Annotated in this window: 29 protein-coding genes; 2 read left to right on the top strand and 27 right to left on the bottom strand. The window is 45.5% G+C overall.

Going from position 1 to position 19,376, the window contains the following annotated elements:
* Nucleotides 1–113: 113 nt before the first annotated feature.
* The 7 genes from H8S75_RS31765 to H8S75_RS31735 all read right to left on the bottom strand — a co-directional run bounded on the left by H8S75_RS31765 (nucleotide 114) and on the right by H8S75_RS31735 (nucleotide 6,232).
* On the bottom strand, nucleotides 114–707 hold the full coding sequence (locus tag H8S75_RS31765) for a phage scaffolding protein (protein WP_002603322.1): 594 nt from the start codon (nucleotides 705–707) through the stop codon (nucleotides 114–116).
* 139 nt (nucleotides 708–846) lie between these two features.
* Entirely contained in the window at nucleotides 847–1,062 is a 216-nt protein-coding gene (locus H8S75_RS31760) for a hypothetical protein (RefSeq protein WP_187024889.1), read from the bottom strand.
* Nucleotides 1,063–1,098: 36 nt separating this feature from the next.
* Nucleotides 1,099–1,296 (bottom strand): hypothetical protein, encoded by a 198-nt coding sequence (locus tag H8S75_RS31755; protein ID WP_002603320.1) that lies wholly within the window; start codon nucleotides 1,294–1,296, stop codon nucleotides 1,099–1,101.
* Nucleotides 1,293–2,900, bottom strand: a complete 1,608-nt coding sequence (locus H8S75_RS31750; RefSeq protein WP_187024888.1) for a minor capsid protein — start codon at nucleotides 2,898–2,900, stop codon at nucleotides 1,293–1,295. The genes H8S75_RS31755 and H8S75_RS31750 overlap by 4 nt, the downstream gene beginning before the upstream one ends.
* Nucleotides 2,893–4,317, bottom strand: coding sequence for a phage portal protein (locus H8S75_RS31745; RefSeq protein ID WP_187024887.1), 1,425 nt, complete (start codon nucleotides 4,315–4,317; stop codon nucleotides 2,893–2,895). The genes H8S75_RS31750 and H8S75_RS31745 overlap by 8 nt, the downstream gene beginning before the upstream one ends.
* Before the next feature lie 9 nt (nucleotides 4,318–4,326).
* Nucleotides 4,327–5,721, bottom strand: coding sequence for a phage terminase large subunit (gene terL, locus H8S75_RS31740; protein WP_187024886.1), 1,395 nt, complete (start codon nucleotides 5,719–5,721; stop codon nucleotides 4,327–4,329).
* The gene (locus H8S75_RS31735) at nucleotides 5,711–6,232 is read right to left on the bottom strand and encodes a terminase small subunit (protein ID WP_187024885.1); all 522 of its coding nucleotides are present in this window, start codon (nucleotides 6,230–6,232) and stop codon (nucleotides 5,711–5,713) included. Before H8S75_RS31735 ends, terL begins: the two co-directional genes overlap by 11 nt.
* A 139-nt stretch (nucleotides 6,233–6,371) precedes the next feature.
* Here H8S75_RS31735 and H8S75_RS33210 point away from each other — a divergent pair, with 139 nt between their 5' ends.
* Together H8S75_RS33210 and H8S75_RS31730 are read left to right on the top strand one after the other, a co-directional pair.
* Nucleotides 6,372–6,503, top strand: a complete 132-nt coding sequence (locus tag H8S75_RS33210; RefSeq protein WP_279288710.1) for a hypothetical protein — start codon at nucleotides 6,372–6,374, stop codon at nucleotides 6,501–6,503.
* Between the two features lie 226 nt (nucleotides 6,504–6,729).
* Complete coding sequence (locus tag H8S75_RS31730; protein WP_187024884.1) at nucleotides 6,730–6,921, top strand: helix-turn-helix transcriptional regulator; 192 nt, start codon at nucleotides 6,730–6,732, stop codon at nucleotides 6,919–6,921.
* A gap of 61 nt (nucleotides 6,922–6,982) precedes the next feature.
* Here H8S75_RS31730 and H8S75_RS31725 read toward each other — a convergent pair whose 3' ends face one another.
* The 20 genes from H8S75_RS31725 to H8S75_RS31635 all read right to left on the bottom strand — a co-directional run.
* The gene (locus H8S75_RS31725) at nucleotides 6,983–7,567 is read right to left on the bottom strand and encodes a hypothetical protein (RefSeq protein ID WP_187024883.1); all 585 of its coding nucleotides are present in this window, start codon (nucleotides 7,565–7,567) and stop codon (nucleotides 6,983–6,985) included.
* A 1-nt stretch (nucleotide 7,568) separates the two neighbouring features.
* Entirely contained in the window at nucleotides 7,569–8,465 is an 897-nt protein-coding gene (locus H8S75_RS31720; RefSeq protein WP_187024882.1) for a DUF6731 family protein, read from the bottom strand.
* A gap of 185 nt (nucleotides 8,466–8,650) precedes the next feature.
* Nucleotides 8,651–9,058 (bottom strand): type II toxin-antitoxin system HicB family antitoxin, encoded by a 408-nt coding sequence (locus H8S75_RS31715; protein WP_187024881.1) that lies wholly within the window; start codon nucleotides 9,056–9,058, stop codon nucleotides 8,651–8,653.
* A gap of 35 nt (nucleotides 9,059–9,093) precedes the next feature.
* Complete coding sequence (locus H8S75_RS31710) at nucleotides 9,094–9,276, bottom strand: type II toxin-antitoxin system HicA family toxin (RefSeq protein WP_187024880.1); 183 nt, start codon at nucleotides 9,274–9,276, stop codon at nucleotides 9,094–9,096.
* 198 nt (nucleotides 9,277–9,474) lie between these two features.
* Entirely contained in the window at nucleotides 9,475–10,062 is a 588-nt protein-coding gene (locus H8S75_RS31705) for a phage tail protein (protein ID WP_187024879.1), read from the bottom strand.
* A gap of 137 nt (nucleotides 10,063–10,199) precedes the next feature.
* A complete protein-coding gene (locus tag H8S75_RS31700; protein ID WP_187024878.1) occupies nucleotides 10,200–10,643 on the bottom strand; it encodes a hypothetical protein in 444 nt (147 codons plus the stop codon).
* A complete protein-coding gene (locus H8S75_RS31695) occupies nucleotides 10,612–10,887 on the bottom strand; it encodes a hypothetical protein (protein WP_187024877.1) in 276 nt (91 codons plus the stop codon). The genes H8S75_RS31700 and H8S75_RS31695 overlap by 32 nt, the downstream gene beginning before the upstream one ends.
* Nucleotides 10,877–11,227: a hypothetical protein gene (locus H8S75_RS31690; RefSeq protein WP_187024892.1), complete on the bottom strand. Its 351-nt coding sequence runs from the start codon at nucleotides 11,225–11,227 to the stop codon at nucleotides 10,877–10,879. The genes H8S75_RS31695 and H8S75_RS31690 overlap by 11 nt, the downstream gene beginning before the upstream one ends.
* Nucleotides 11,220–11,387 carry a hypothetical protein gene (locus H8S75_RS31685; protein WP_187024876.1) on the bottom strand — a complete coding sequence of 56 codons (168 nt, stop codon included), beginning with the start codon at nucleotides 11,385–11,387 and terminating at the stop codon, nucleotides 11,220–11,222. Before H8S75_RS31685 ends, H8S75_RS31690 begins: the two co-directional genes overlap by 8 nt.
* A gap of 113 nt (nucleotides 11,388–11,500) precedes the next feature.
* A complete protein-coding gene (locus H8S75_RS31680; protein WP_187024875.1) occupies nucleotides 11,501–11,719 on the bottom strand; it encodes a hypothetical protein in 219 nt (72 codons plus the stop codon).
* On the bottom strand, nucleotides 11,716–13,098 hold the full coding sequence (locus tag H8S75_RS31675) for a DEAD/DEAH box helicase (RefSeq protein ID WP_187024874.1): 1,383 nt from the start codon (nucleotides 13,096–13,098) through the stop codon (nucleotides 11,716–11,718). The genes H8S75_RS31680 and H8S75_RS31675 overlap by 4 nt, the downstream gene beginning before the upstream one ends.
* Entirely contained in the window at nucleotides 13,076–13,507 is a 432-nt protein-coding gene (locus H8S75_RS31670) for a Holliday junction resolvase RecU (protein WP_156832186.1), read from the bottom strand. The genes H8S75_RS31675 and H8S75_RS31670 overlap by 23 nt, the downstream gene beginning before the upstream one ends.
* Nucleotides 13,501–13,713, bottom strand: coding sequence for a hypothetical protein (locus H8S75_RS31665; RefSeq protein WP_187024873.1), 213 nt, complete (start codon nucleotides 13,711–13,713; stop codon nucleotides 13,501–13,503). The genes H8S75_RS31670 and H8S75_RS31665 overlap by 7 nt, the downstream gene beginning before the upstream one ends.
* Nucleotides 13,714–14,026: 313 nt before the next feature.
* Complete coding sequence (locus H8S75_RS31660; RefSeq protein ID WP_207729266.1) at nucleotides 14,027–15,952, bottom strand: DUF927 domain-containing protein; 1,926 nt, start codon at nucleotides 15,950–15,952, stop codon at nucleotides 14,027–14,029.
* Complete coding sequence (locus H8S75_RS31655; protein ID WP_243270549.1) at nucleotides 15,882–16,493, bottom strand: CHC2 zinc finger domain-containing protein; 612 nt, start codon at nucleotides 16,491–16,493, stop codon at nucleotides 15,882–15,884. Before H8S75_RS31655 ends, H8S75_RS31660 begins: the two co-directional genes overlap by 71 nt.
* Entirely contained in the window at nucleotides 16,493–16,621 is a 129-nt protein-coding gene (locus tag H8S75_RS33205) for a hypothetical protein (protein WP_277958343.1), read from the bottom strand. Before H8S75_RS33205 ends, H8S75_RS31655 begins: the two co-directional genes overlap by 1 nt.
* Nucleotides 16,622–16,701: 80 nt before the next feature.
* Nucleotides 16,702–17,337 carry a hypothetical protein gene (locus H8S75_RS31650; RefSeq protein ID WP_187024872.1) on the bottom strand — a complete coding sequence of 212 codons (636 nt, stop codon included), beginning with the start codon at nucleotides 17,335–17,337 and terminating at the stop codon, nucleotides 16,702–16,704.
* A complete protein-coding gene (locus tag H8S75_RS31645) occupies nucleotides 17,330–17,992 on the bottom strand; it encodes an AAA family ATPase (protein WP_187024871.1) in 663 nt (220 codons plus the stop codon). The genes H8S75_RS31650 and H8S75_RS31645 overlap by 8 nt, the downstream gene beginning before the upstream one ends.
* Before the next feature lie 10 nt (nucleotides 17,993–18,002).
* Complete coding sequence (locus H8S75_RS31640; protein WP_187024870.1) at nucleotides 18,003–18,677, bottom strand: hypothetical protein; 675 nt, start codon at nucleotides 18,675–18,677, stop codon at nucleotides 18,003–18,005.
* 183 nt (nucleotides 18,678–18,860) lie between these two features.
* The coding region (locus tag H8S75_RS31635) for a siphovirus Gp157 family protein (RefSeq protein WP_349769031.1) at nucleotides 18,861–19,376 on the bottom strand (516 nt) is incomplete at its 5' end.

Here is a 19,376-nt window from a genome sequence, read left to right as displayed (position 1 = left end):
CTGGAAGAGTGCGGATAACTCCATGGTCCGGTTCACGACATAAGGTGTGAACAGTTCCGGTACAATGACATCGGATAATTTTGTTACTGGCATTTAATCACCTATTCCCTTTCTTATACATTGATGGTTACTCCGGCCGCGGCCGCCAGGGCCTGGGCCTGTGTCGGATTCTCTTTCAACAGCTTCCCCTGCTCTGTCAGGTTAAAGCTGTCTTTTGCAAATGGATTCTTAGCCGGAGGAGTCCCCCCGCCGGCCGGTCTATAGTCTGCCCCCGGCTCCGTCTTAAACAGATGGGGAGAGGACTCCTTCAGGGGCTTCACGACATCATCAATCCCGACCGGCTTCCCGTCCTTGTCGAAGGTAAACTTGTCGAGCCCTCCCTGCTTATAGATAATATAATCGGCATCAACTACACCTGCCTCTTTCAACTTATCCTTCAGGGCGTATTCTTTTACCGTGTTGGCCGAAGCGACCTCCAAGGCTGTCACCTTCTCCTTGTACTCCTTGACCTGCTTCTGAAGCTCCTCGTTATCCGAGTTGTCTTTTTTCAGCGTCTCGATCGTTGTATTTGCTTCCTTCAGCTTCCCGTTGATCTCGTCGAAACGTTCCTTCGGTACAAAACCTTTTACAGATTCGTTCCATGCGTCTACCGCGATCTGTGCGTGCTCCTCTGATAATCCCTTTGCTACTAACTCTTCTTTCTTCATGATCCCTTGCTCCTTTCGATTCATCTTCACTTGTTATCCCGGTCGTGGCCGGTGATGTCTCCCTCTTTTGCGCCTGGGATACCAGGAAGGCGGATTTTAAGTATAAAAATAACACCCAGGACTATTCCTGCGTGCTTCTTTACTCTTCATATTCAGCGATTCCAATAATATCCTTTTTTCTGCAGGCCGTCCGGCCTCCCTCCTGTAAACGCAGAACAATATACTCCTCCGGGGCAACCGCCCTTCCGTCCAGGATAGCCATAGTCTCCTCAAATGAATCAGCAACCGGTACAACAAAACCTCCAGCCATGTAAATTTCTAATTTCTTAAGGCTTTTCTCGTGCGTGATACACATAAGCGCTCCTTTTTGTGAATAAAAATACCAGGGTGTCTATAACCCTGGCACTGTTTCTTTTAGTCCATCGCATATCATAGCTACCATTTCTGTATATCCTTTAAGCTCCTGCACTATCTCTGGCGACGAATCTGGACACTTGATATATTGCATTAATTCATACTGAAGTTTAAACCAATCGTCTTCCATAGAGCCATTACGAATTCTATTTAGCAGTTCCCTTCCTTCCATCATTTTTTCCCTCCCGGCTGCAAATATTTAAGCACCTCTCGTACTTCGCTTGCCTGTTTACCTGACAGCTTTTGTTTGATTATACCATTCTCCACCTCTTTCTTCAACCAATCATATCTCGATGTCATAGGGATGTCTAACAAAGCCTTTCCAAAGCTGATATCATCATCAAATAATAATAATCCATTATTGAGGGTTTCAAGCACAGTAACTTCGGTTATATAAGCAGGATCATATACTATTCCCTTCTTATTTGCATATATTTTTGTGAGAAATTCTACTGTACCTTCCTCAATTTTTTTATTTTCAACATAATCCTTAATAGAGAAGTAACTACATGAAGTAGAATGTAACATTTCATGAAATAAAGTATCATCTGTCACAGAATCTGATACTATAATATTACACGACCAGGATTTTAGCCCTTTAAATTCTTCCCTTTGTGCGCGTGCATTGTCCACAATCAATTTGCCACTCCACCTACTTCTATGTGTTGTATAGTTTTCTAATTCATCTTTGATGTGATTAACTGCCTGTTCCAGTTGTTCCTTATTCCTTCTCAATTTACTAATTTTTTCATCTGCTTCCCTTTTAGCAAATATATATTTCTCTTTCCATTCTTTATAGGTCATATCAGCCGGTACCTCTACTGTTTCCCCGGTCACTGGATCCCGTGCCACCCGTGTCTCACCGGACAGATCATCATCATCATAATAGGGCACATCGGTACAGCGGCAGAAACAGTGGAACGGCGGTATGTTCTCGCCAGTAATCTCTTTCCCCACCTCGTAGACCTCACCGTCTTTTTCCCCGCAGATCTCGCAGGTCTTACTGTCCAACGTGGCCAGAATCTGATATTTCTCCACACCGTCCTCTTTATACCCCGCATGGGTGGCCTCGCTCATCAGGAAGGAGCTCTCTGTATGAAGCAGCCGGTAAGCATCGAACTTTTTAGCATTCATCTTTTTCGCAAAATCATTCGTCAAGGCCTGCGGACTCTTCCCCTGGACCATCATGGTTGTGAGCGATTCCATGAGTTGGGTCTGAAGATGATCCTTCTGTTTCCAGAGCCGGCTGGAAAAACTGGCGCCGTTGAAAGGGTACTCCAGCAGCTTCTCCACCGCGTGTGGATCTACCTGGGCGAATGCAGCGTGAAAGCCATGGTACTGATCGATGCTATACCATGTTCGGTAATAGGTATCCTTATAGACCTCCTTCATGGTCTGCTCTGCCGCAGCCTGGTAGTCAACCGCATACAACTGTCGGAGCATCGCGTCCACCTGTGCCTCCAGTGCCTGATACCGGGTGATTCTGGCCTTGATAGACATGTTGTTGACGGTTTGATTGTGCTTTCCGATATTCTCCATAGCCAGATCGATAAAGTCCCGTAGGTTGCCGATCTCGGCCTTTGACAACTGCCGTTGGGCCGCCGCATAAGACAAACCGTTTTCCTCGGCATACTCAAAGTAAAAGGCTTCTATCGTCTTCTGAAGCTCGCGTCTGGTCTGGTTAAAAGCCTTTTCCAACTTTTCGTAGTACTGGTTTACCTGCATCTCTCCGGCCTTATACATGGCTTCTTGACGCTTCTCCCAATAACCATTACTCATCGCCCTCACCTTCCTTCAGATCCTCTTCCTGCTTCGGGAACATGTCGGAGATTTCCCGCTGGGCTTCTGCCTCTTCTTCCTTCTGTTTGTTAAGTATCTCCATCTCCTTTTCTGCGTCCTCAACATACGGATGGTGTGCCACAATGGTTTCATCGGATATAACACCCTTACTTTGACTGCAAATACTTGCAATTTCCGCATCATTTTTAACGCTTGTACGGGTCCAGGTCTGCACAATCGTATTATCCTTAATCTTGATATCCAACAGCCGGCACACGCAGCGAATAAATTGGCCAAAGCCCAGTTTAAACTCTGTCTCCATCAACCCGGACTTAAGCTCCAGCAGAGAATAAAGAAAACCCAGGGCCACGCCTGAGCTATTCCCAAAGTTCTGCGGATCCGGATCTATGCCCTGTCCCTGCTCAAAGATGCATTTCCGGGTAGTTGTCAGCAGTTCCTTGCGGGCCTCCACTGGCAACTCGATCGTCAGAGTGGATACGCCTGACTTATCTTCTCCGCCTTCCCCCTCTACCTGAATAGCCTTATAGTCCTTAAGCTCCTGAAGAAACTGTTTAAGGTCAGCTCCGCCATAATTGGTCAGTACGAAAATGACCTCCTGTATGTCTTCCAGATCGTTCACAAACCCGCTGAACACCTTGCAATACACATCAATCAGCGGCTTGATATTTTCAAGATCCCCTGTATCAATGTTGTTATTGAAGAACGGGAAGAAAGGAACCTCTCCGATCTCGTGCTTGAATTCGTTGACCAGGTTACTATTTCCGGAAGTATCAATCAGCGTGAACGAATTGTAAGGCATCAGCCCCGTGTCAACCGTGCTTCCTGCCTCAATTGCATACGCCTGGCAGGCTGTATCATTCCAGTATTCGTAGACGTCTAAATCCTTCCCATCGTCCGTAATGTCATGATAGCAGCGGAGCACGCCCTTAAGTTCCTTCTCTAAGTTATTGCTCCACACGGGTATCACCTGTCCTGAAGGCACGATAGCGTACTTGTACTGCTGTGTCGCCTTATCTCGCCATAGATGCAGCCAGGCCACAGAAGCGTTAGAAGCCTCCACGCAGAGATCCTTGCAGGTCTTAGCGTACTTATCGCCCAGAAATGCTGTGAGCTTCTTATTGGCGGCCTTATCCCCCAAATCAAATAGTGGCGGCGCCGCGAACATATAAGACGCTTTCTGGTTAACCAGGAGGCCGTGGAAGTTGAACGGGATCCGGTTGTCTGCATTCCTCAACGGGTTCTGTCCCTCTTCCACCTCATCCCGTTTCTTCGGCAGCTGCCGGATGATATCCGTCTTATTCCGGTAATACTGGTCCGCTGTAGTCGCCTTTTGCAGGAAGTCCCCGTGTCCTGCCGTGTACTTCTTAATCAGATTTTTTATTACCTCTAGTTCCATATCTCACCTCTATTTCAGGATCTTCATTCCTGTAGTCTTTGCGCAGTTCTCTGCGACTCCTGTCGTTGCGTCCTGTGCGTCGTCGTGCTTGTTCTTACCCTCACGCTGATATTTAATCATGGAGTCGTAGTATTCCGGCCAGCGGTTGCGCCAGTCCTCCGGGTAATAGATATGCTCCATCACCCACGATGAATTTGAGTATATCCGGGCCTGCTTGTTATGTGTCTGCGTAAACCACTTAATTGTAGTGTAGTTGCTTCCCAGCTCCTGCTCCATGATCCGACGTACATTCCGCGCGAACCCGCGTCCGCCATTATTGGACTCGATCCGAGCCAGGTTGACCTTGCCGTTAAGCAGCATTCTGGCAGTGGCTGACTCTGTGACCTCCATAGGTGCCTTAGTGTACAGGACATCCAGGATATACGCCTCGTTGGAAAAGGTAACGCCGTAGTTGATGCTGCACAGGTAATCGTCTCCGGTATCAGCGGTATCTGTATAGTTCCGGATCTCTTTAAACTGCGGCAGTTCTCCACTGTATGTTTTAAAGCTGGTGTACAGCCTGCCCTTCAAGTCGATCGGCTCCTGCTGATAGTTAGCTGACGCGATGTCCGCGCCCATAGCTATGATTTTGGCCTCATAGGACTTTCGGGACAGCACCTCATCACAAAGCATGGTTCCATCGTCCTGAAGAGCTTTCATGCTGATGTGGCGGATTCTTGCCCCCGATTCCTTAAAGTGATCCAGGGCCCGACCTGCAAGGTCGTCACTGGCCCATCTGGTCATGATAATAATGATCTTACCGCCTTCTTCCAGACGGGAAAGCATCGTGTCCGTGAACCAGCTCCAGTGCTTCTCTTTGGTCAGTTCGTTGTTCGCCTCCTCGGCGTTTTTGATAAGGTCGTCGATAATCAGTAAGGAAGCGCCGAAACCTGTAGCCGTACCGGTTGGAGAGGTAGCCAGGTAGTTGTTATAGCCGCCCTCCAGACTCCACAGGTTCATGGCACCGTCACCGCGCTTGATCCGAACATTTGGGAAGATATCCGAGAACACGATCCGGATCTGATCTGCTTTTTCCTCCATGATATCGTTGCGGACATTTTTCGAGAACATCGTGGAAAGCGTCTCGTTGTAGGAACCGGTCATGATCTTTTGACTCTGGTCGTTTCCCAGTACCCATTCGACCAGAAGGCCGGCCGTACGGCTCTTGCCATGGCGCGGCGGCTCATTGACCACCATAACCTCATCATCAGACTGTACGAAGTCCTGGAAGGCATTACAGAGATCTATCAGGTACTTCCGTTCCTCTTTGTAAAAGTCCGGCGCCTTCAAATGGCAATAAAAAAAGAACTCCCTGCGGGCTAATTCGCATTGAGCTCCCCTGATTATGTCCGCTCTATCCACCATGGATCAGCTTCTTCAATTCTTCTGTCGTCAATCCTTCATATGGATTGTTCGTCTTTACTTCACCTGACAGTTCCACCTTATCATTCCACATACCTAAATGCCGGCCGATCAGCTCCAGGGCCTTCTCTTTATCGTTGAGCTTAATCTCAATACCATTCGCTCCTTCTTTGATTCCTGCAATGGCACCCAGTTTATCACGGGGCATCTGATCCGTTGTTTTTACTTTGACGGAATGGCCTTCTATGGTAACGAAATCGGTGACATCAGCAAAGCCGATCTTTGCCAGTTCCTGCAGCACGCGATCTTGCGTGATCTCTGTGCGTTTCTCCCGGTCCTTCATACGCTTGTCAATATAAGATGCAACGTTAGCATTTGTTAGCAACCTGCTTCCATTTGCCCTTGCTGCCTCATCCTTCTTTACCTTCGGATATGCCACCTTATAGGCTCTGGTGGCATTAAAGTCAATTAGATATTCGTCGGCAAATATTTTCTGTTTGGGTGTTAATGCCATCAGACTCACTTCCTTTCGGGTAAAATAAAAGCACCTACCACTTGTGATAGATGCGAAATACTTGTAAAAAATACATTTTATGCTTGACTAGCACGTTGAAACGTGCTATAATTAAATCATAGAAAGGAGGGAAAAGCAAATGAATGAATCGATAAGCGAAATAATCAAAGACCTTTCGGAAGCACTACTTGCAATCGTCACCGCCATCTGCCTGATAGTTAAGACGAGAAAAGATAGTAAATCCAAAAGGCCAAAGAAAAAACGGAAGTAAGGTCAGGGGCTTCGGCCCCTCCCTTCTTCACCTATAGTATACCACATTCATTTGCTGAAATAAACATGAAACTTTATCGCTTAATTCTAATTGCACTTACTGTTCTGTTCCTTTACGAAGGATTTAACGGTGAATTTGCCACTCCTACCACTTTTGACTGGCTTAAATGGGGTGCATGGTTTTTTTGCTTCATCACCTACATTATCTGCATAAAAAGGAGAAAAAAATGCATTTAAAAGAAATTCGTACCCAAAAGGGACTGTCTGTTCCCCAACTCGTTGAATTATCCGGCGTTCCTCGTCGAACCATACAGGATATTGAAAAGAATAATAATTGCAAAGTTGATACAGCCATTTTGCTGGCCGATGCTCTGGGCGTTACCCTGGACGAACTTTGCAGAGATGAGGCGGCCGAATAGGCGGCCTTTTCTCTTTGTTTGTTTTGGGGTGGGAAAGGGGCATTAACAATTTATTTTTATGTCAATGTTTATTATTTCGTTTAATTTGTTCTTTTAGTTCCTTCTCTTCTTCTTCGCTCATCCTATTTTTTGTTTCTTTCCCTAATCGTTTCTTTTCTTTTAAAAACAAACTGATTAAAAGGCTTATAAAACGGTATGCGTTAGACATAAAATAAAACAAAAACCAAATCCAAATTAGTATCATACCTGTCTTAAACCACTCATCATATACGTCAAAAAAGAATAGCATGCATGAAAGAAATACTGTTGTGAATCCACTAACAATTACCATTTTTAAATTAAAAGAAAATGCTCGCTTGTCAATACTATTAATAAAACATTTTATCATGGCATCACTATCCTTAGAAGTAATAAGAATTGGTAGTAAAAAACCAAATACTCCAAGTATAAGTGAAACGAATGTTATTATAGACTCAAGCATGGATGTAAAATACTTACTATCCGTGATAAAAGCGTAATTTAGCACTTCCTTTAAAGTCAGCATATATATAATGATATATATTATACAAACAATTGTTGGAATTGCATATGCATAAATACTTCTCCATATGTCAATATACTTTTCTTTCAAGCTAATGCTTTTCAAATTAGTTCCCCCTATTTAAAACGCTTAGGATTCTTGCTCTAGCTACATCATTATACTTTTCAGCCATCTTATCAGCCATAAATCCAAAACCAAGTTCCCCTCTAACAGGTATAGTATAACGAATTATATCATGATCTATATTATCAAATAAATCAAAGATGGAGGACTTTTGATCATCACTAAATTTAACTTTAGCAGAACTTACACTTTCCCTATTTCTTGGATCCCTTAAGTCCATGATAGCTGAATGAATTGTCTCCGCATTTAGTTCACTGCCTCTTGTATATCCCAACCCTAACTCTATATGTGCTGTTAAACACTCCACTTCATTGCATGTCTCAACCACTCTCTCAAATGCTCTAGAATTATATGCCACAAACCTTCTTATATTAGAAAATCTAACATCTAACTTTAAAAAGGAACCATTAAGATTATCAACTGACAATTCATTATATATTGGTCTTAAGTAGCATATATCATTAGGAGCATTAAAGTAGTTAATATAGCTTTGAATTCCTACAGTACCATAACTCCCCCTATTGCATTGCACCATAGCTACATTTAGCCTCGGGTCATATAGCAAAACTGTGTTTTTACCTATATATTCATCGTCTTCCAAATCTATATGTTGCGCTTGTTCTCCTTCTCTTACAATATATGTATTGCTCATTTCATCAAGCCTCATAAAGTTTAAAGCATAAAACTCATCATCATGCACTAAATCTATATTCTCTAATCTACCTTTTATACCATTGATTTCTGCTAATCTACCATCAAGAGTCACGCCTTGCATCCTAGCTATCCATGGTCTTAAATCATATATTTGTTCTGTAGTCTCTTCATCCTCCATACAGCAGAGTTCATAATATTGATATTCAATACTAACAAATTTAGCCATAAATCATGCCCTCCCAAACGACATTTTTCTTTATTATATCATAAGTCTGCTGGGAAAATATTCCAAAATACGACAATGGCTTTTGTTTATTCAGCATAGAACATATGTTCTTATTTGTAAAATGCCAAAATAATATAGGAAAGAGCACCCGATATAACCGAGTGCTCAAAATGAGGTTCTATAATTTATTGCATTGATGACTGTGCCATTTTACTTAATGTCTCCTGTAAAACAGCCGAACAACTGATATTGTTTTCTTCCACATAGGTATTCAGCCACGCAGGTATTGTAAGGGTCTTCTTTACAGCCTTACTACCATACTTTTCAGCATAAGCGTCCATATCCAAAGCAACCAGATTCACAAACTGGCCAGGCTCTGTATTAATGCTGCCAAACTCTGACGCTTTGGGAGCCTTCTTTCCTTCCTCCAACTCTGTGAGTACCCAGCCGCTGGCAGCGTCTTCCGCCATGAAGATCGCTTCCGCCATATCATCGCCTCCGGTTACACAACCTGGTAGATCTGGGAATTCAACTGCATATCCTCCGCTTCCATCTTCATAAGGTGTAAATATTGCCGGATAAACTAATTTCATGATTTTCCTCCTTTTTAGCACAGGCATTTGGGGCTTTACAGCCCCGCCTGCTTAAGTATTGATTTTACAACTGTCATATTAATGTTTTTGCCTTTATGCTCTGGTATTGTAACTTTTCCGCTCTTAGTTGGGTGTTTATATTGATGATGAGAACCAACTTGTTTTACTTCATACCAGCCATCTTGTAAAATCATTTTCTCGACTTCTCTGAACCTCATCTTCGTCCTCCTTATGCTATAATTATAGCACGTGTAGTACGTATTGTCAATAGTTTTAATACATATTATACGTATTATTCAAAAAGAGCCCTTACATATTTGTAAGAACTCAGTCAAAGGAGAAACATGAATTATGAAGGATAAATCAGCCACCGACCGGTAAAAGCCGGAGGCCGCTGTTATTTCATAGAACCGCACCTACTCATATTTGATACAGTAGAGCACTGCTACATTAGTTGGCCTAGAATTGTAAAAACAGCCAACCAGTTTATCTTTTGAACTAATTTGCGAAACGGAGGGTGAAAACTGAGATATATAGATTCCGTCAGAATCTGTTGTTTTTAATACCATATCATCAATATTCTGTGGTAAAACCTGTTCCTTTAATACTCCTATTTGGAGGACTCCATTTTCATCAGTCTCTCCTCTCTTGTCGAATAATATATGATCAGTTGATTTCTGCTGTTCGCCAATTTCACCTGATAATTGCTTCTCAGCCTCCCCATGATAACCACGTAGAAACTTATTCCGAAGATCCGGCACTGCAAATGTACTCGTACCATCACCGCCAAAGTAATCTACTGCTCCGAATTCATCCTTGATCTGTTCAGCCAGGTATGGATAATCTGCGATGTTAATAACAGCGCCATCACAAACCAGGTAATGTTCTGGCGCTTTAGTACCCATATAGGAGATTACGGTTCCAACAGGTGCTCCATCTTCTTTATTACCCGATCCGCCTCCGCAGCACCCGCAATTAATCGTAATACAACTTTTCTCACTCATTTATGATCCTCACTTTCTTGTTTTAAAAACGGCCACTAATCGATGAGATCAGCGGCCGTCAATTGGGGGAGGAAATCCGTTTTTCAGATCTTCCAGTTTAAAGTGTACCACACTTGAAGCGGACAAAACGGACAAACTTATTTTTCTTCCAAAAATCTTTCAATTTGCTTCCGACATCCGTCCGCCGTACATTTCCCTCCCATACGATGTGCCATCTGAACCCATGACAGCTCATCGAAAAATTTATACCTTATCATGCGCCGCATTCTGGAGTCAGCCAGACTATTTATGTAGTCGTCAACCTCGTTGGTCAGCTCGAGGAGTTGCAACTCAAACTCATCTAACTTCCTCTTGCGATCCTCCAGCAGCTTCTTACGCCGATAATAGTCCGGAACTGGAAAACCAGTAATCCGGATACTTCCATATGTTCCGTCAGTCCTTGTTCCCTTGACGGAGTCCGACACCTGGCACCGGCTCGTTTCCATCTTTCGGATCTGCTTTTCCAGTTTCCTGATCTCGTCCTGCAAATCCAGGTACTCTGCCTTAAGGCTACTGTACTGCTCCAGTACCTCTTTGTCCAACGGCTCCACCTCCTCTTAACCATGCCAGTTTCTCGATCCTTACCCGATCCCACTCCTCGGCCCACCCTGGTTTAGTATCGTCCACTGCCTCAATCGTATACCGTCTTAAGAATCTGGCCCCGCTGGCCGCGTAGGCCGAAACTCTTCTCAGCGGGATCCCGATAAGCTGTGATACCTCATCAGCATAGTACTGACCCAGCAGGACACCACGATCATATACTTCATACTTTTTGTTAAATGCCATGTTTGTGCCTCCTGCAGCTCGGATGATTATAACCTCCAATCGCATACAAATGCCCCTGCCTCTCACAATCACAATTTTTCCGGCCGCACTCCGCCGGCCATCGCTTCCGGCAGATCAGGCAGATCCTTTCCACCTTCGCGGCCCTGATACTCGGTTGACGTGTGTGCCTCCTCCAGATCGGCTCCCGCAGCTCCGGATCCGGACACATCGCGGTATAACAGTAGGCCGGCATCGTCGCACTATGCGTCTCTGGCCTGGGGCCTTTCAGTATGTATTCCTGCTTTGCCGCTCTGGCCTGTGCCGACTGAAGGGCTATTGCATGTTCTTCTTTTCTATCCATGGCGTCTCCTTCTGTATATCGAATACGGAATCACCCAGATCGGCATCGTAATCGCTACAATGACCATTTCTATAGTTCTACTCCAATATCTCATGATCCGCCTGGTCCTACGTCGTGCAGCTGCCAGGCCGGACACCATCTCGTCCATTTGTTTGATCATCGAATCTCCTCCCTTCGTTCGGAAAGTATCAGTTTTCTGGAATTACCCGTCCTTCCTTTTCCAATCTATCAGCGGCCCTTCCCAGAACAATACTAATTTTTGTGAATCGTCTCCTATCTCTTCTCTTCTTCCAATTGAGAGAACGTCGCAAGCATAATCCGGCCACAGATAGATGTAGCTCCATACCTTTTCATGATTTCGGCGAAGTCGTCCGTAGCTTCCTGCCACATTCCCGGCTCCCTTGGCCTTCCGTGGTACTTTAGGTAAAATCTATACGCATCGCAGAAGACTCCCTTAACCATAGCTGCACTTTCTTCATCTCGCCTGCTCATAATTCACACCCTGCCTTCCTGTAATGCGCCCGGCGCCGCTTCCACTGGTTCTCGCAGAATTGGATATCGTCAACATAGTCATAACAAACTGCATCTTTCTTCATGTCGGCCACCCGGGCAATCCGTCCGATGCTCTGCGTCACCACTGCGTAATCCTTTTTCGGTGTCGTCATGTATAGCCGGTCAAGCCGCGGGATATCCAGCCCCTCTTTGGCGAGACTGTACGATGCAAACAGGTAGTGTTTCCGGCCGGTCCGCATATCCTCAATAGCCTGTATCCGCTCCGCTCTGGCCCTCTTACTTGTCATGCTGCCATCAATCATCACCGCCAGCCCCTGGACTTCCAGCGGAAGAAGGTCTTTCAGTTCCCGCAGGTGATCCAGCCTGTCCGATAAGATCAGGTTGTAATGGTCCACATTCTTTTTAAGGTCTTCCGCGATCAGCTGGTTACGCTGATAATTTCCTGTGAGATATTCGATCAGCTTACTGTACTCCAGTGTTCCGTCCGTATCCAGGCATTCGCGGCAGGTCGTAATCCCTGTATCCCTTTGTAAAATCCTTACCTTCATAGTTTTATCGGCCACAGCCTCATCCGGCACCCGATAGATAATCGGCCCCAGTACCGCAAATGTGCTGCGGATCAGACCGTCAGACCGGTGTACCGTAGCTGACAGTCCATACTTATGCCGCGCTGCCAGACTGTTCATAACCTTATAAAACATTGACATCTGCGTTGGTGTCCCAGCCAGACGGTGACACTCATCTACGATTATAACGTCCCACATGTACCTATACTGTGCCAGATCCAGCTTACAGAGCGTCTGTACCGTCGCAAAGGTCATATGGCTTCCTATGTTGACCTTGCCAGCCGTTATGGTCCCCAGAGTCTCCCGCGAGAAGTACTGGGCGGCCCGGTCATGGGATTGTTTCAGCAAATCCTGTGTATGTGTAATCCACAGGGTCTTACGTGAAAGGTCTGCCGCCAGAGCGATTCCCATCTGAGTCTTTCCGGATCCACAAGGACTCTGCAAAATACCACTGCTGACAGCTTCCATTGCCTTCACAGCCGGCTCCTGATAGTCATACAAAGGGATTGCCCCTTGATACTTCAAAAGTCCGTTATCAGCCAAATCCAGCGTATAGATACAACTAACAGGAAGGCACTGCCTGATCTCTTTGCCAGTTCCTACTGGCAAAATAAGGTCTTCACCGTCTATCCGGTAGAGCCATAAGTGCTGTGGAGTGTTACCTGTCCATAGCCCCCGGCGTGCCCGGTTTGCGTATTCCGGATTTGAAATCACCAGATTCTCACCACACCAGTTCTGCAAGATCTTTGGGGCATCCTTAATGCGGATCTCACTTCCGATTATCACCTGCATCTCTATCACTCCAATCCAGCCATTGCTCCAGGGGTATGCCCTGTGTTCTGCATACAGTCGCGTTAATCCGTTTAAATCCTGCCCCCTGAAGTTCCTGTAGTTTTGTATACGGCAGAAGATATACCTGCCCATCTGGAAACCGGATCGCAAACATTCCCACCGCATTTCCCATCATGCTAAAAAGTATCATTGCATTGATCTGATTTTCCTCCGCCCGGCTTAACTGGAAACAATCCGTTTCACAATTCTTGCAGTCAAACAGGTACGCATGGCCGTCTTTAGCCGCAATCACGTCACATGGCTGGCCGTTTTTGTTATCCTGGAAGAGATGAACCCAGAACCAGTGATCCGCCAGGATACCTGCAAACTCCTTTTCGAACCTGGATCCTGCCGTTTTATTACTTACCATAGCTTTTCTGCCTCCTTCTCTACTTCTATGGACAGCCGGCGCATCATCTTTAAATCGTCTTTTATCCTCTGGCGATTCGGCCTCTCCATGTTCCATAATCGCTTTTCATTTCCGGATTCCAGCGCATCTCTAAAATCGCTTATCTTCTTTGCCTCATTGCTGGCATCTTCCAGGAGGAAGCCCAGTATTTCCAACTTTTTGATCAAAATTATCGCCCTTTCTCTTCTGGTCTAACCTTTTTTTAAAAATGTCTTCCCTGAATCTAACCTCAAAAATGCCCGAAACCCTTGTAAAATCATAGGGGTCTAACTATCTACCCTAAAATTCCACAGCATATACATACTTTTTAATGCAATATTTATATAGTAGAATTCTTAACAATGTTTTTTTCCTACGCGTAGTGTATATACTTTTAGGTTAGACTGGGTAGACGGTTAGACTATATATAAAAAAGCCTTATTCTATGCGGGTTTCAGGGTCTAACCTTGGGTCTAACCTTTTTTTGTAAGGTTAGACTTTTTATTCAAATGGAAGGCTCATTTGTCCATCGTCCTCTTCTTCATCAACATTCATGAACCCGTCAGCATCTCCATCCTGAGCCATATTTATCTTTATATAATTTGCTTTGACGCCATACACCTTCGTGTTGTGGATGTACTTTCCCTGAGAATTTCTCTTAATCCGTTCCTTTGACGCCCACCTTTTACAGAGAGCAGTATAATCATATCCTTCCTGCTCCAGAAAGCCGCAAAGCACATCTTTGTTCACAATAGCCACAGGCGGCCTTTCCGGATGTGTCTCATCCGTGAGTATTTTTCCCCAAACCTCTCCTTTATTCAATGCGTTTTCTGCTTTGGGGTCAAGAAATCTCACTGGGTTTCTGGCAATCCAGTTCAGGACCGTCTGATAAGCTCGTTCAGCAACGTCTACTTCAAAAACACTTTTTAGATATTCTTGCACATCTTCTACCGCCAAAGGAGTTTCGTTCGTAAATATCTGCTCCACGAGAATTCTGTCCGCTACCAATATGCACGCCATTGCCATCGCTTGTTTTTCTGTCGTATCCGTCTGACACATGGCTGCAAAGTACTGTTCATATTCTTCTTTTAGCTTCTGCATGTCCGCACTCTGCAGATAGTCAATCAATCGCTTTCCTGCATGTCCGAAATTCGATGTCAGAAATGTAACTGCCTGGTTTCCGTTCTCTATGATTTTATTCTCTACCTCAATCTCGATGACACGGTTTTTCGATCCGGCCCGGCTGTTTGACTTTGTGACAGGCTCCTCACCGCTGAACAGAAAGCTGTTACGCCACGTCTTTGTCTCTTCCACGCCTCCGGCTGCTTTCCCGCGCATACGGTCAATTCCTTCTGTTATGCGGTATATGAGCTGGTCAAAATTTCCCTTATATTCCTTCTGCAGGGTCTGAAGTTCATCTCCTGCAAATGGCAGGGAATACAAAAAAGCAGCATTGCGTATGATTCCGACTTTGGTTCCGTCCAGTGTTTTTACCAGCGCTCCTATTTTGGGATTACCCCAAATCGACATTCCGGCCATAATCGCCACAGTTTTCCCGGTTCCTGATTCCCCTCCCCATAGATGGAGAATAAAAGAGAGTATATTCAACGGTTCAATCAGTACGCTTCCCAGACTTGCTCCAAAGGCCATACGGACAATTTTGTTTTTCCGCAGACCACTGCAATATCTCTTCCATGCCTCATAATCTCCTGCTTCATGCACGTTTCGAAACAGGGAGCTGTAATCATTCTCACCATCATAAACGATGTCTGACGCATACGGCATGAATTCACCACCAGCCCAGCCCAAACGGTTGATTGATTTTTTGGGATTTAGCGTAGCCGGATTAAGCCCTACACAGTCCGATATGTAACGGACCATATTTTTGGCATTGTCCGATGTAACCTCAATACCAAACTGGCTCAGTGCATCTACAATCTTATTGGTATTTGCACAAACGCTCCGGTCTACCGTAATGGTCTGCCAGGCGGCCGATTTAAAATACGCCAGCGTGATCCGCTCCTCTGCCGTATCTACATTCTTTAATATCTCCACCGGCAGAACCGGATGACTGCACGCCTGGTACGGTACCGGCATGGCATTCTTGTCATATCGGATCGTCCTCACTCCGAAATCATTTGCAGTCCACTCGCCGCATACTAACTCCAGCGGCTGGTCAGTAAATTTTGTTTTATTCCCGGTCTGCTTCTGACGCTGCGCATAATCAAGCACGAATGACTTGTACAGGTTGTTAAACTCCGTTACCCGTTTAAGCTGCCGCGCGGTATTGCGAAGGGATTCAATATACTGGGTCCGCTCGATATTGTCCTCTATCTCAAAAATTTCATAAAAAATTTCATCTGGAAATGGTTCCGTCGGCTTCAATACGGATATACCAGTCAGTAATTCGTCTTTTGATGTCCCCAATCCTTCTCACCGCCTTCTTGTCTTCGTAGACCTCTTCCGGACATTCTTCTATATTTTCTAACAAATATTCAATATACGTGATGTTCTGCAGCGCTTCCGTAAAATGCTCATTTCGCTCATGGATTGCCTCACACAGCAGGATCCAGTACATTTTGACGTATAATGTTGACCGCTTTTTAAATGCAGCAACCGCCACTCTGTGCCGGCGCACCAGCTCCGCTTCCCGCTTCTCCCTGTATGTCATCGGCTCAGCCAGGGGAATATCAAAAGCGGCAGCCAGTTCTTTTGCGGCTTCATAGTTACTCGTATCATGGTACAACGCTACAAACTTGATTTGGTCACCACCAGTTCCACACGTAAAGCAGTAAAATCCCTTTCCGTCCGGATATATTTTAAGGCTCGGATTCTTATCCTGATGGAAGGGGCACTGACACAGCCCCTTCCGATTAAGCTGCAGGCCATAATACTCCGCCACTTGCTGCATGGAGACCGCTTTCTTTACCTTCCGGAACAGATCCGGATTATAACCTTTCATTATCATTAATCTTCAAACCTCGTATGACCGAGAAGTCCCTCCATTGCAAACATCCAGCCGTTCTGTCCTATATCATCAGCACAATGGATTCCGCCCTGCAGGCTTCCTATGTCGGAATTATCAATCAGACGCATATCAAACTCATCCGGATCCGGAAACCCTCTCCGGATGAGTCCTGAACGATACCCTGGGATTAATAACGGAACTTCTGGCCTTACATGAAAGGGATCCCTTCATCTCCGGATCCTTCCGGGATATTCACAAAACCGTCACTGTCCATAAAAGAAGGGGGCGCCGCGGCATCTGCCGGATTTGGTCTGCCGCCTCCGGCTCCTGTCATTGGCAACAGCTCATCTTCCGGCACTTCCGCTTCTGCCAGGCCGGCCACACTGCGGATCCGCCACAGTTCCGTTGTCATCGCGCGCTCTCCATTATCCTTTTCGTACTGACGGCGGCGGAAAATACCACCGAATTTTTTATTGACTAGCGTTTTCTCATTGCCTTCCTTATCCCACTGGAAAGTGAAATTGTTGGATCTTTCAATGGCAGTAACAACACCCTTAAGCCATGGCGTCCCCTTATCATCCATGTTCTGTTTAAAGACGCCTCTCCATTTGGCTTTTGGATTCGTTTCTTTTTCTGCTTTAAACTGCTTATCATAAAAGTCTGCATACTCTCCTTCTGCAATATCGTACAGAATTACAAACTTTCTCCACTCATGTCCGCTCTTATCCGTATCCGTTACTTCGGAAACCTGGCGAATCTTGCATACATATTTTCCTTTTGGAAGAGCCTGAAATTCGCCCGTATAAGCTGCCGCCTCATCGTATCCCTGTGGTTTCTTAATCATTCTTCTTTTCCTCCATGCTCTTATATTTCTTCCAACCGTAGAAATCACGAATGGTATCATCAACAAGTTTCAAATTATTTTCTATCTCCGGTTCCTCGAACATCTCTTCCGGGGTTTTGGTAATATCCGATCCGTCAGTAACTGTCCGAAAGAAATGATTCCCGTTTTCGCTCATACACCGAATGCAGATCGTGACCATCCCTTCCAGGCACACTTTTCGATCCAGCTGTTTTCCGATCGTTCTGAGACGCGAAACTCCAAAATCATCCGTGTCCTCATGGAAAATGATATACACAATTTTTTCCGGATCCTTCACCTCGTTCTTGACCATTTTTACCAGGCCATACATAGCGTCCGCAATATCATCATACATTTCAAATGAAGCATTCCCTTTTTTATTCCGATGGTTGGCCATAAAAAGATGTGTCATAATATATCCGGCATCGTCAATCACAAACACCTTTTCAGGGTTTTGGTTGATTGTCGTGATGATCTTTCCGATGTCATCACTGCTTCCAGTTTTCTTAAAACGTTTGCGAAATGGCAACTCCTTTTTCTCTGTATTCAGCAGTACAATCTCATCTTCATCAAAGAATTTCAGACTCCGGCTTTTCCCGCTCCCTGATTTTCCATAAATCAATACTGGTAATCCCATGATCTCCTCCTTAATAAGGCAGCGGATCTTCCGCAGCTTCCTCTCTCCCGTCTGCTGGTTCCTCATCTTCCTGCCCCACATTATCCGCAATCCAGTCATCCTCAAAAAAGCTGATACCGTTCAGACGTGGAAACAACACTTCCAGTGCCTTATTCCCTGGTGATTCCGTATGCACCCAGTAGATTGTCGTTTCATTCTTCCAGTAAAGCACACCAGAAAGGAAACTCGGCCTGGCCGGCATCGCCTCCACAGTCGTATCCAGTTCACTCCGCGATATTACCCGGTCCGACAGGGACCTGTCCGCAACTACAAATTTCAAGTCACTATGCTTCTGGCATACGATGTACTCATGGGGCCAGGCAAACAGCATTACCGGCGCTACTACTGCAAAATCCTTCGCGGCTTTCCACTGCTCATAAGGATCCGGATAATCCGGCACTGTTTCCGGTTCGGCTTCCCCGTCCGGAGTCGTTTTGTATAAGTAACATTCATATGCTTCTGGCAGGTCTCCGATCAGCTCCATGATCGCCGCCTTAAATTTATTTGATGCGTAAGGTATTTCAATATAAAGTCCCCAGTTATCGGAATACACCAGATAATGGTCATTCACGTTCCCTACGATCAGGCCATGTTTCTTCAGGCTGGCCTTCATGATCTTTTTCAGTTCTCCTGTTTTTAAAAACATCTTTACAATCCCCTTCCCTGTTTCTATCTCTGCTCTCGTCTATTCCGTGCTGCACCAGTGCAAGAACCATGTCCATCTCTTCGAAGGACAGATGCCACACGCCCGTAACCATGAGTTTTACAACCCGTGCGGCAACGTCCATCAATACCTGCATACGGAACGGAGTCATATCCCCGCCGCCCATCAGCGGATTCCCAGATGCTCTCCACGCGGTTCCAGATGCGCCCAGTCCACCTGGCGCTCGGATAATAAGGCGCGGACCGCATCTCCGTTTACCTTCGGTGGCTGCGGAATCAGGAAGCGGCCCGGGATATCATCAATGGCCCCATCAATGACAAGCGGTTCCTGCCCGCCATTCTTCGCTACACTGATCGTAAAGAGGGTTGTCTTAATCTTACTCTTCCCGATAGCCTTCATGTTCTCCATAAGAGTCGTCTTCAGCGCTTTCTGGCGGTTCTCCAAGCTTGTCCGCCTGGCATTCAGACGGGATTCTTCCGCTTTCAATGCCTCAATATCGGCTTTCATGTCAGTAATGATGATTGCATAAGATTCCGCCTTGTCCTCAATCTCACCAAATATGGCTTCCATGGTATCTCGGATTGTCTGCTCATCCGTTTCGCCATCATAAAGCATCTGCTCCAAAATCTCGTACTGCTCTGATAATTCGTATAATCTCATCTCGTAATCCTCCTTACCAAT

Origin of the sequence: Hungatella hominis (assembly GCF_014288005.1) — a bacterium.
Classification (GTDB): domain Bacteria; phylum Bacillota; class Clostridia; order Lachnospirales; family Lachnospiraceae; genus Hungatella; species Hungatella effluvii.
This window is presented reverse-complemented; position numbering and strand designations above follow the sequence as displayed.

Bases quoted from the DNA above. Each gene is read 5' to 3' on its own strand.
- H8S75_RS31765 (WP_002603322.1), bottom strand. From the start codon at position 707: ATGAAGAAAGAAGAGTTAGTAGCAAAGGGATTATCAGAGGAGCACGCA.
- H8S75_RS31760 (WP_187024889.1), bottom strand. From the start codon at position 1,062: ATGTGTATCACGCACGAGAAAAGCCTTAAGAAATTAGAAATTTACATG.
- H8S75_RS31755 (WP_002603320.1), bottom strand. From the start codon at position 1,296: ATGATGGAAGGAAGGGAACTGCTAAATAGAATTCGTAATGGCTCTATG.
- H8S75_RS31750 (WP_187024888.1), bottom strand. From the start codon at position 2,900: ATGAGTAATGGTTATTGGGAGAAGCGTCAAGAAGCCATGTATAAGGCC.
- H8S75_RS31745 (WP_187024887.1), bottom strand. From the start codon at position 4,317: ATGGAACTAGAGGTAATAAAAAATCTGATTAAGAAGTACACGGCAGGA.
- terL (WP_187024886.1), bottom strand. From the start codon at position 5,721: ATGGTGGATAGAGCGGACATAATCAGGGGAGCTCAATGCGAATTAGCC.
- H8S75_RS31735 (WP_187024885.1), bottom strand. From the start codon at position 6,232: ATGGCATTAACACCCAAACAGAAAATATTTGCCGACGAATATCTAATT.
- H8S75_RS33210 (WP_279288710.1), top strand. From the start codon at position 6,372: ATGAATGAATCGATAAGCGAAATAATCAAAGACCTTTCGGAAGCACTA.
- H8S75_RS31730 (WP_187024884.1), top strand. From the start codon at position 6,730: ATGCATTTAAAAGAAATTCGTACCCAAAAGGGACTGTCTGTTCCCCAA.
- H8S75_RS31720 (WP_187024882.1), bottom strand. From the start codon at position 8,465: ATGGCTAAATTTGTTAGTATTGAATATCAATATTATGAACTCTGCTGT.
- H8S75_RS31715 (WP_187024881.1), bottom strand. From the start codon at position 9,058: ATGAAATTAGTTTATCCGGCAATATTTACACCTTATGAAGATGGAAGC.
- H8S75_RS31710 (WP_187024880.1), bottom strand. From the start codon at position 9,276: ATGAGGTTCAGAGAAGTCGAGAAAATGATTTTACAAGATGGCTGGTAT.
- H8S75_RS31705 (WP_187024879.1), bottom strand. From the start codon at position 10,062: ATGAGTGAGAAAAGTTGTATTACGATTAATTGCGGGTGCTGCGGAGGC.
- H8S75_RS31695 (WP_187024877.1), bottom strand. From the start codon at position 10,887: ATGGCATTTAACAAAAAGTATGAAGTATATGATCGTGGTGTCCTGCTG.
- H8S75_RS31690 (WP_187024892.1), bottom strand. From the start codon at position 11,227: ATGGATAGAAAAGAAGAACATGCAATAGCCCTTCAGTCGGCACAGGCC.
- H8S75_RS31685 (WP_187024876.1), bottom strand. From the start codon at position 11,387: ATGATCAAACAAATGGACGAGATGGTGTCCGGCCTGGCAGCTGCACGA.
- H8S75_RS31680 (WP_187024875.1), bottom strand. From the start codon at position 11,719: ATGAGCAGGCGAGATGAAGAAAGTGCAGCTATGGTTAAGGGAGTCTTC.
- H8S75_RS31675 (WP_187024874.1), bottom strand. From the start codon at position 13,098: ATGCAGGTGATAATCGGAAGTGAGATCCGCATTAAGGATGCCCCAAAG.
- H8S75_RS31670 (WP_156832186.1), bottom strand. From the start codon at position 13,507: ATGGTAAGTAATAAAACGGCAGGATCCAGGTTCGAAAAGGAGTTTGCA.
- H8S75_RS31655 (WP_243270549.1), bottom strand. From the start codon at position 16,493: ATGATAATGAAAGGTTATAATCCGGATCTGTTCCGGAAGGTAAAGAAA.
- H8S75_RS33205 (WP_277958343.1), bottom strand. From the start codon at position 16,621: ATGCGTCTGATTGATAATTCCGACATAGGAAGCCTGCAGGGCGGAATC.
- H8S75_RS31650 (WP_187024872.1), bottom strand. From the start codon at position 17,337: ATGATTAAGAAACCACAGGGATACGATGAGGCGGCAGCTTATACGGGC.
- H8S75_RS31645 (WP_187024871.1), bottom strand. From the start codon at position 17,992: ATGGGATTACCAGTATTGATTTATGGAAAATCAGGGAGCGGGAAAAGC.
- H8S75_RS31640 (WP_187024870.1), bottom strand. From the start codon at position 18,677: ATGTTTTTAAAAACAGGAGAACTGAAAAAGATCATGAAGGCCAGCCTG.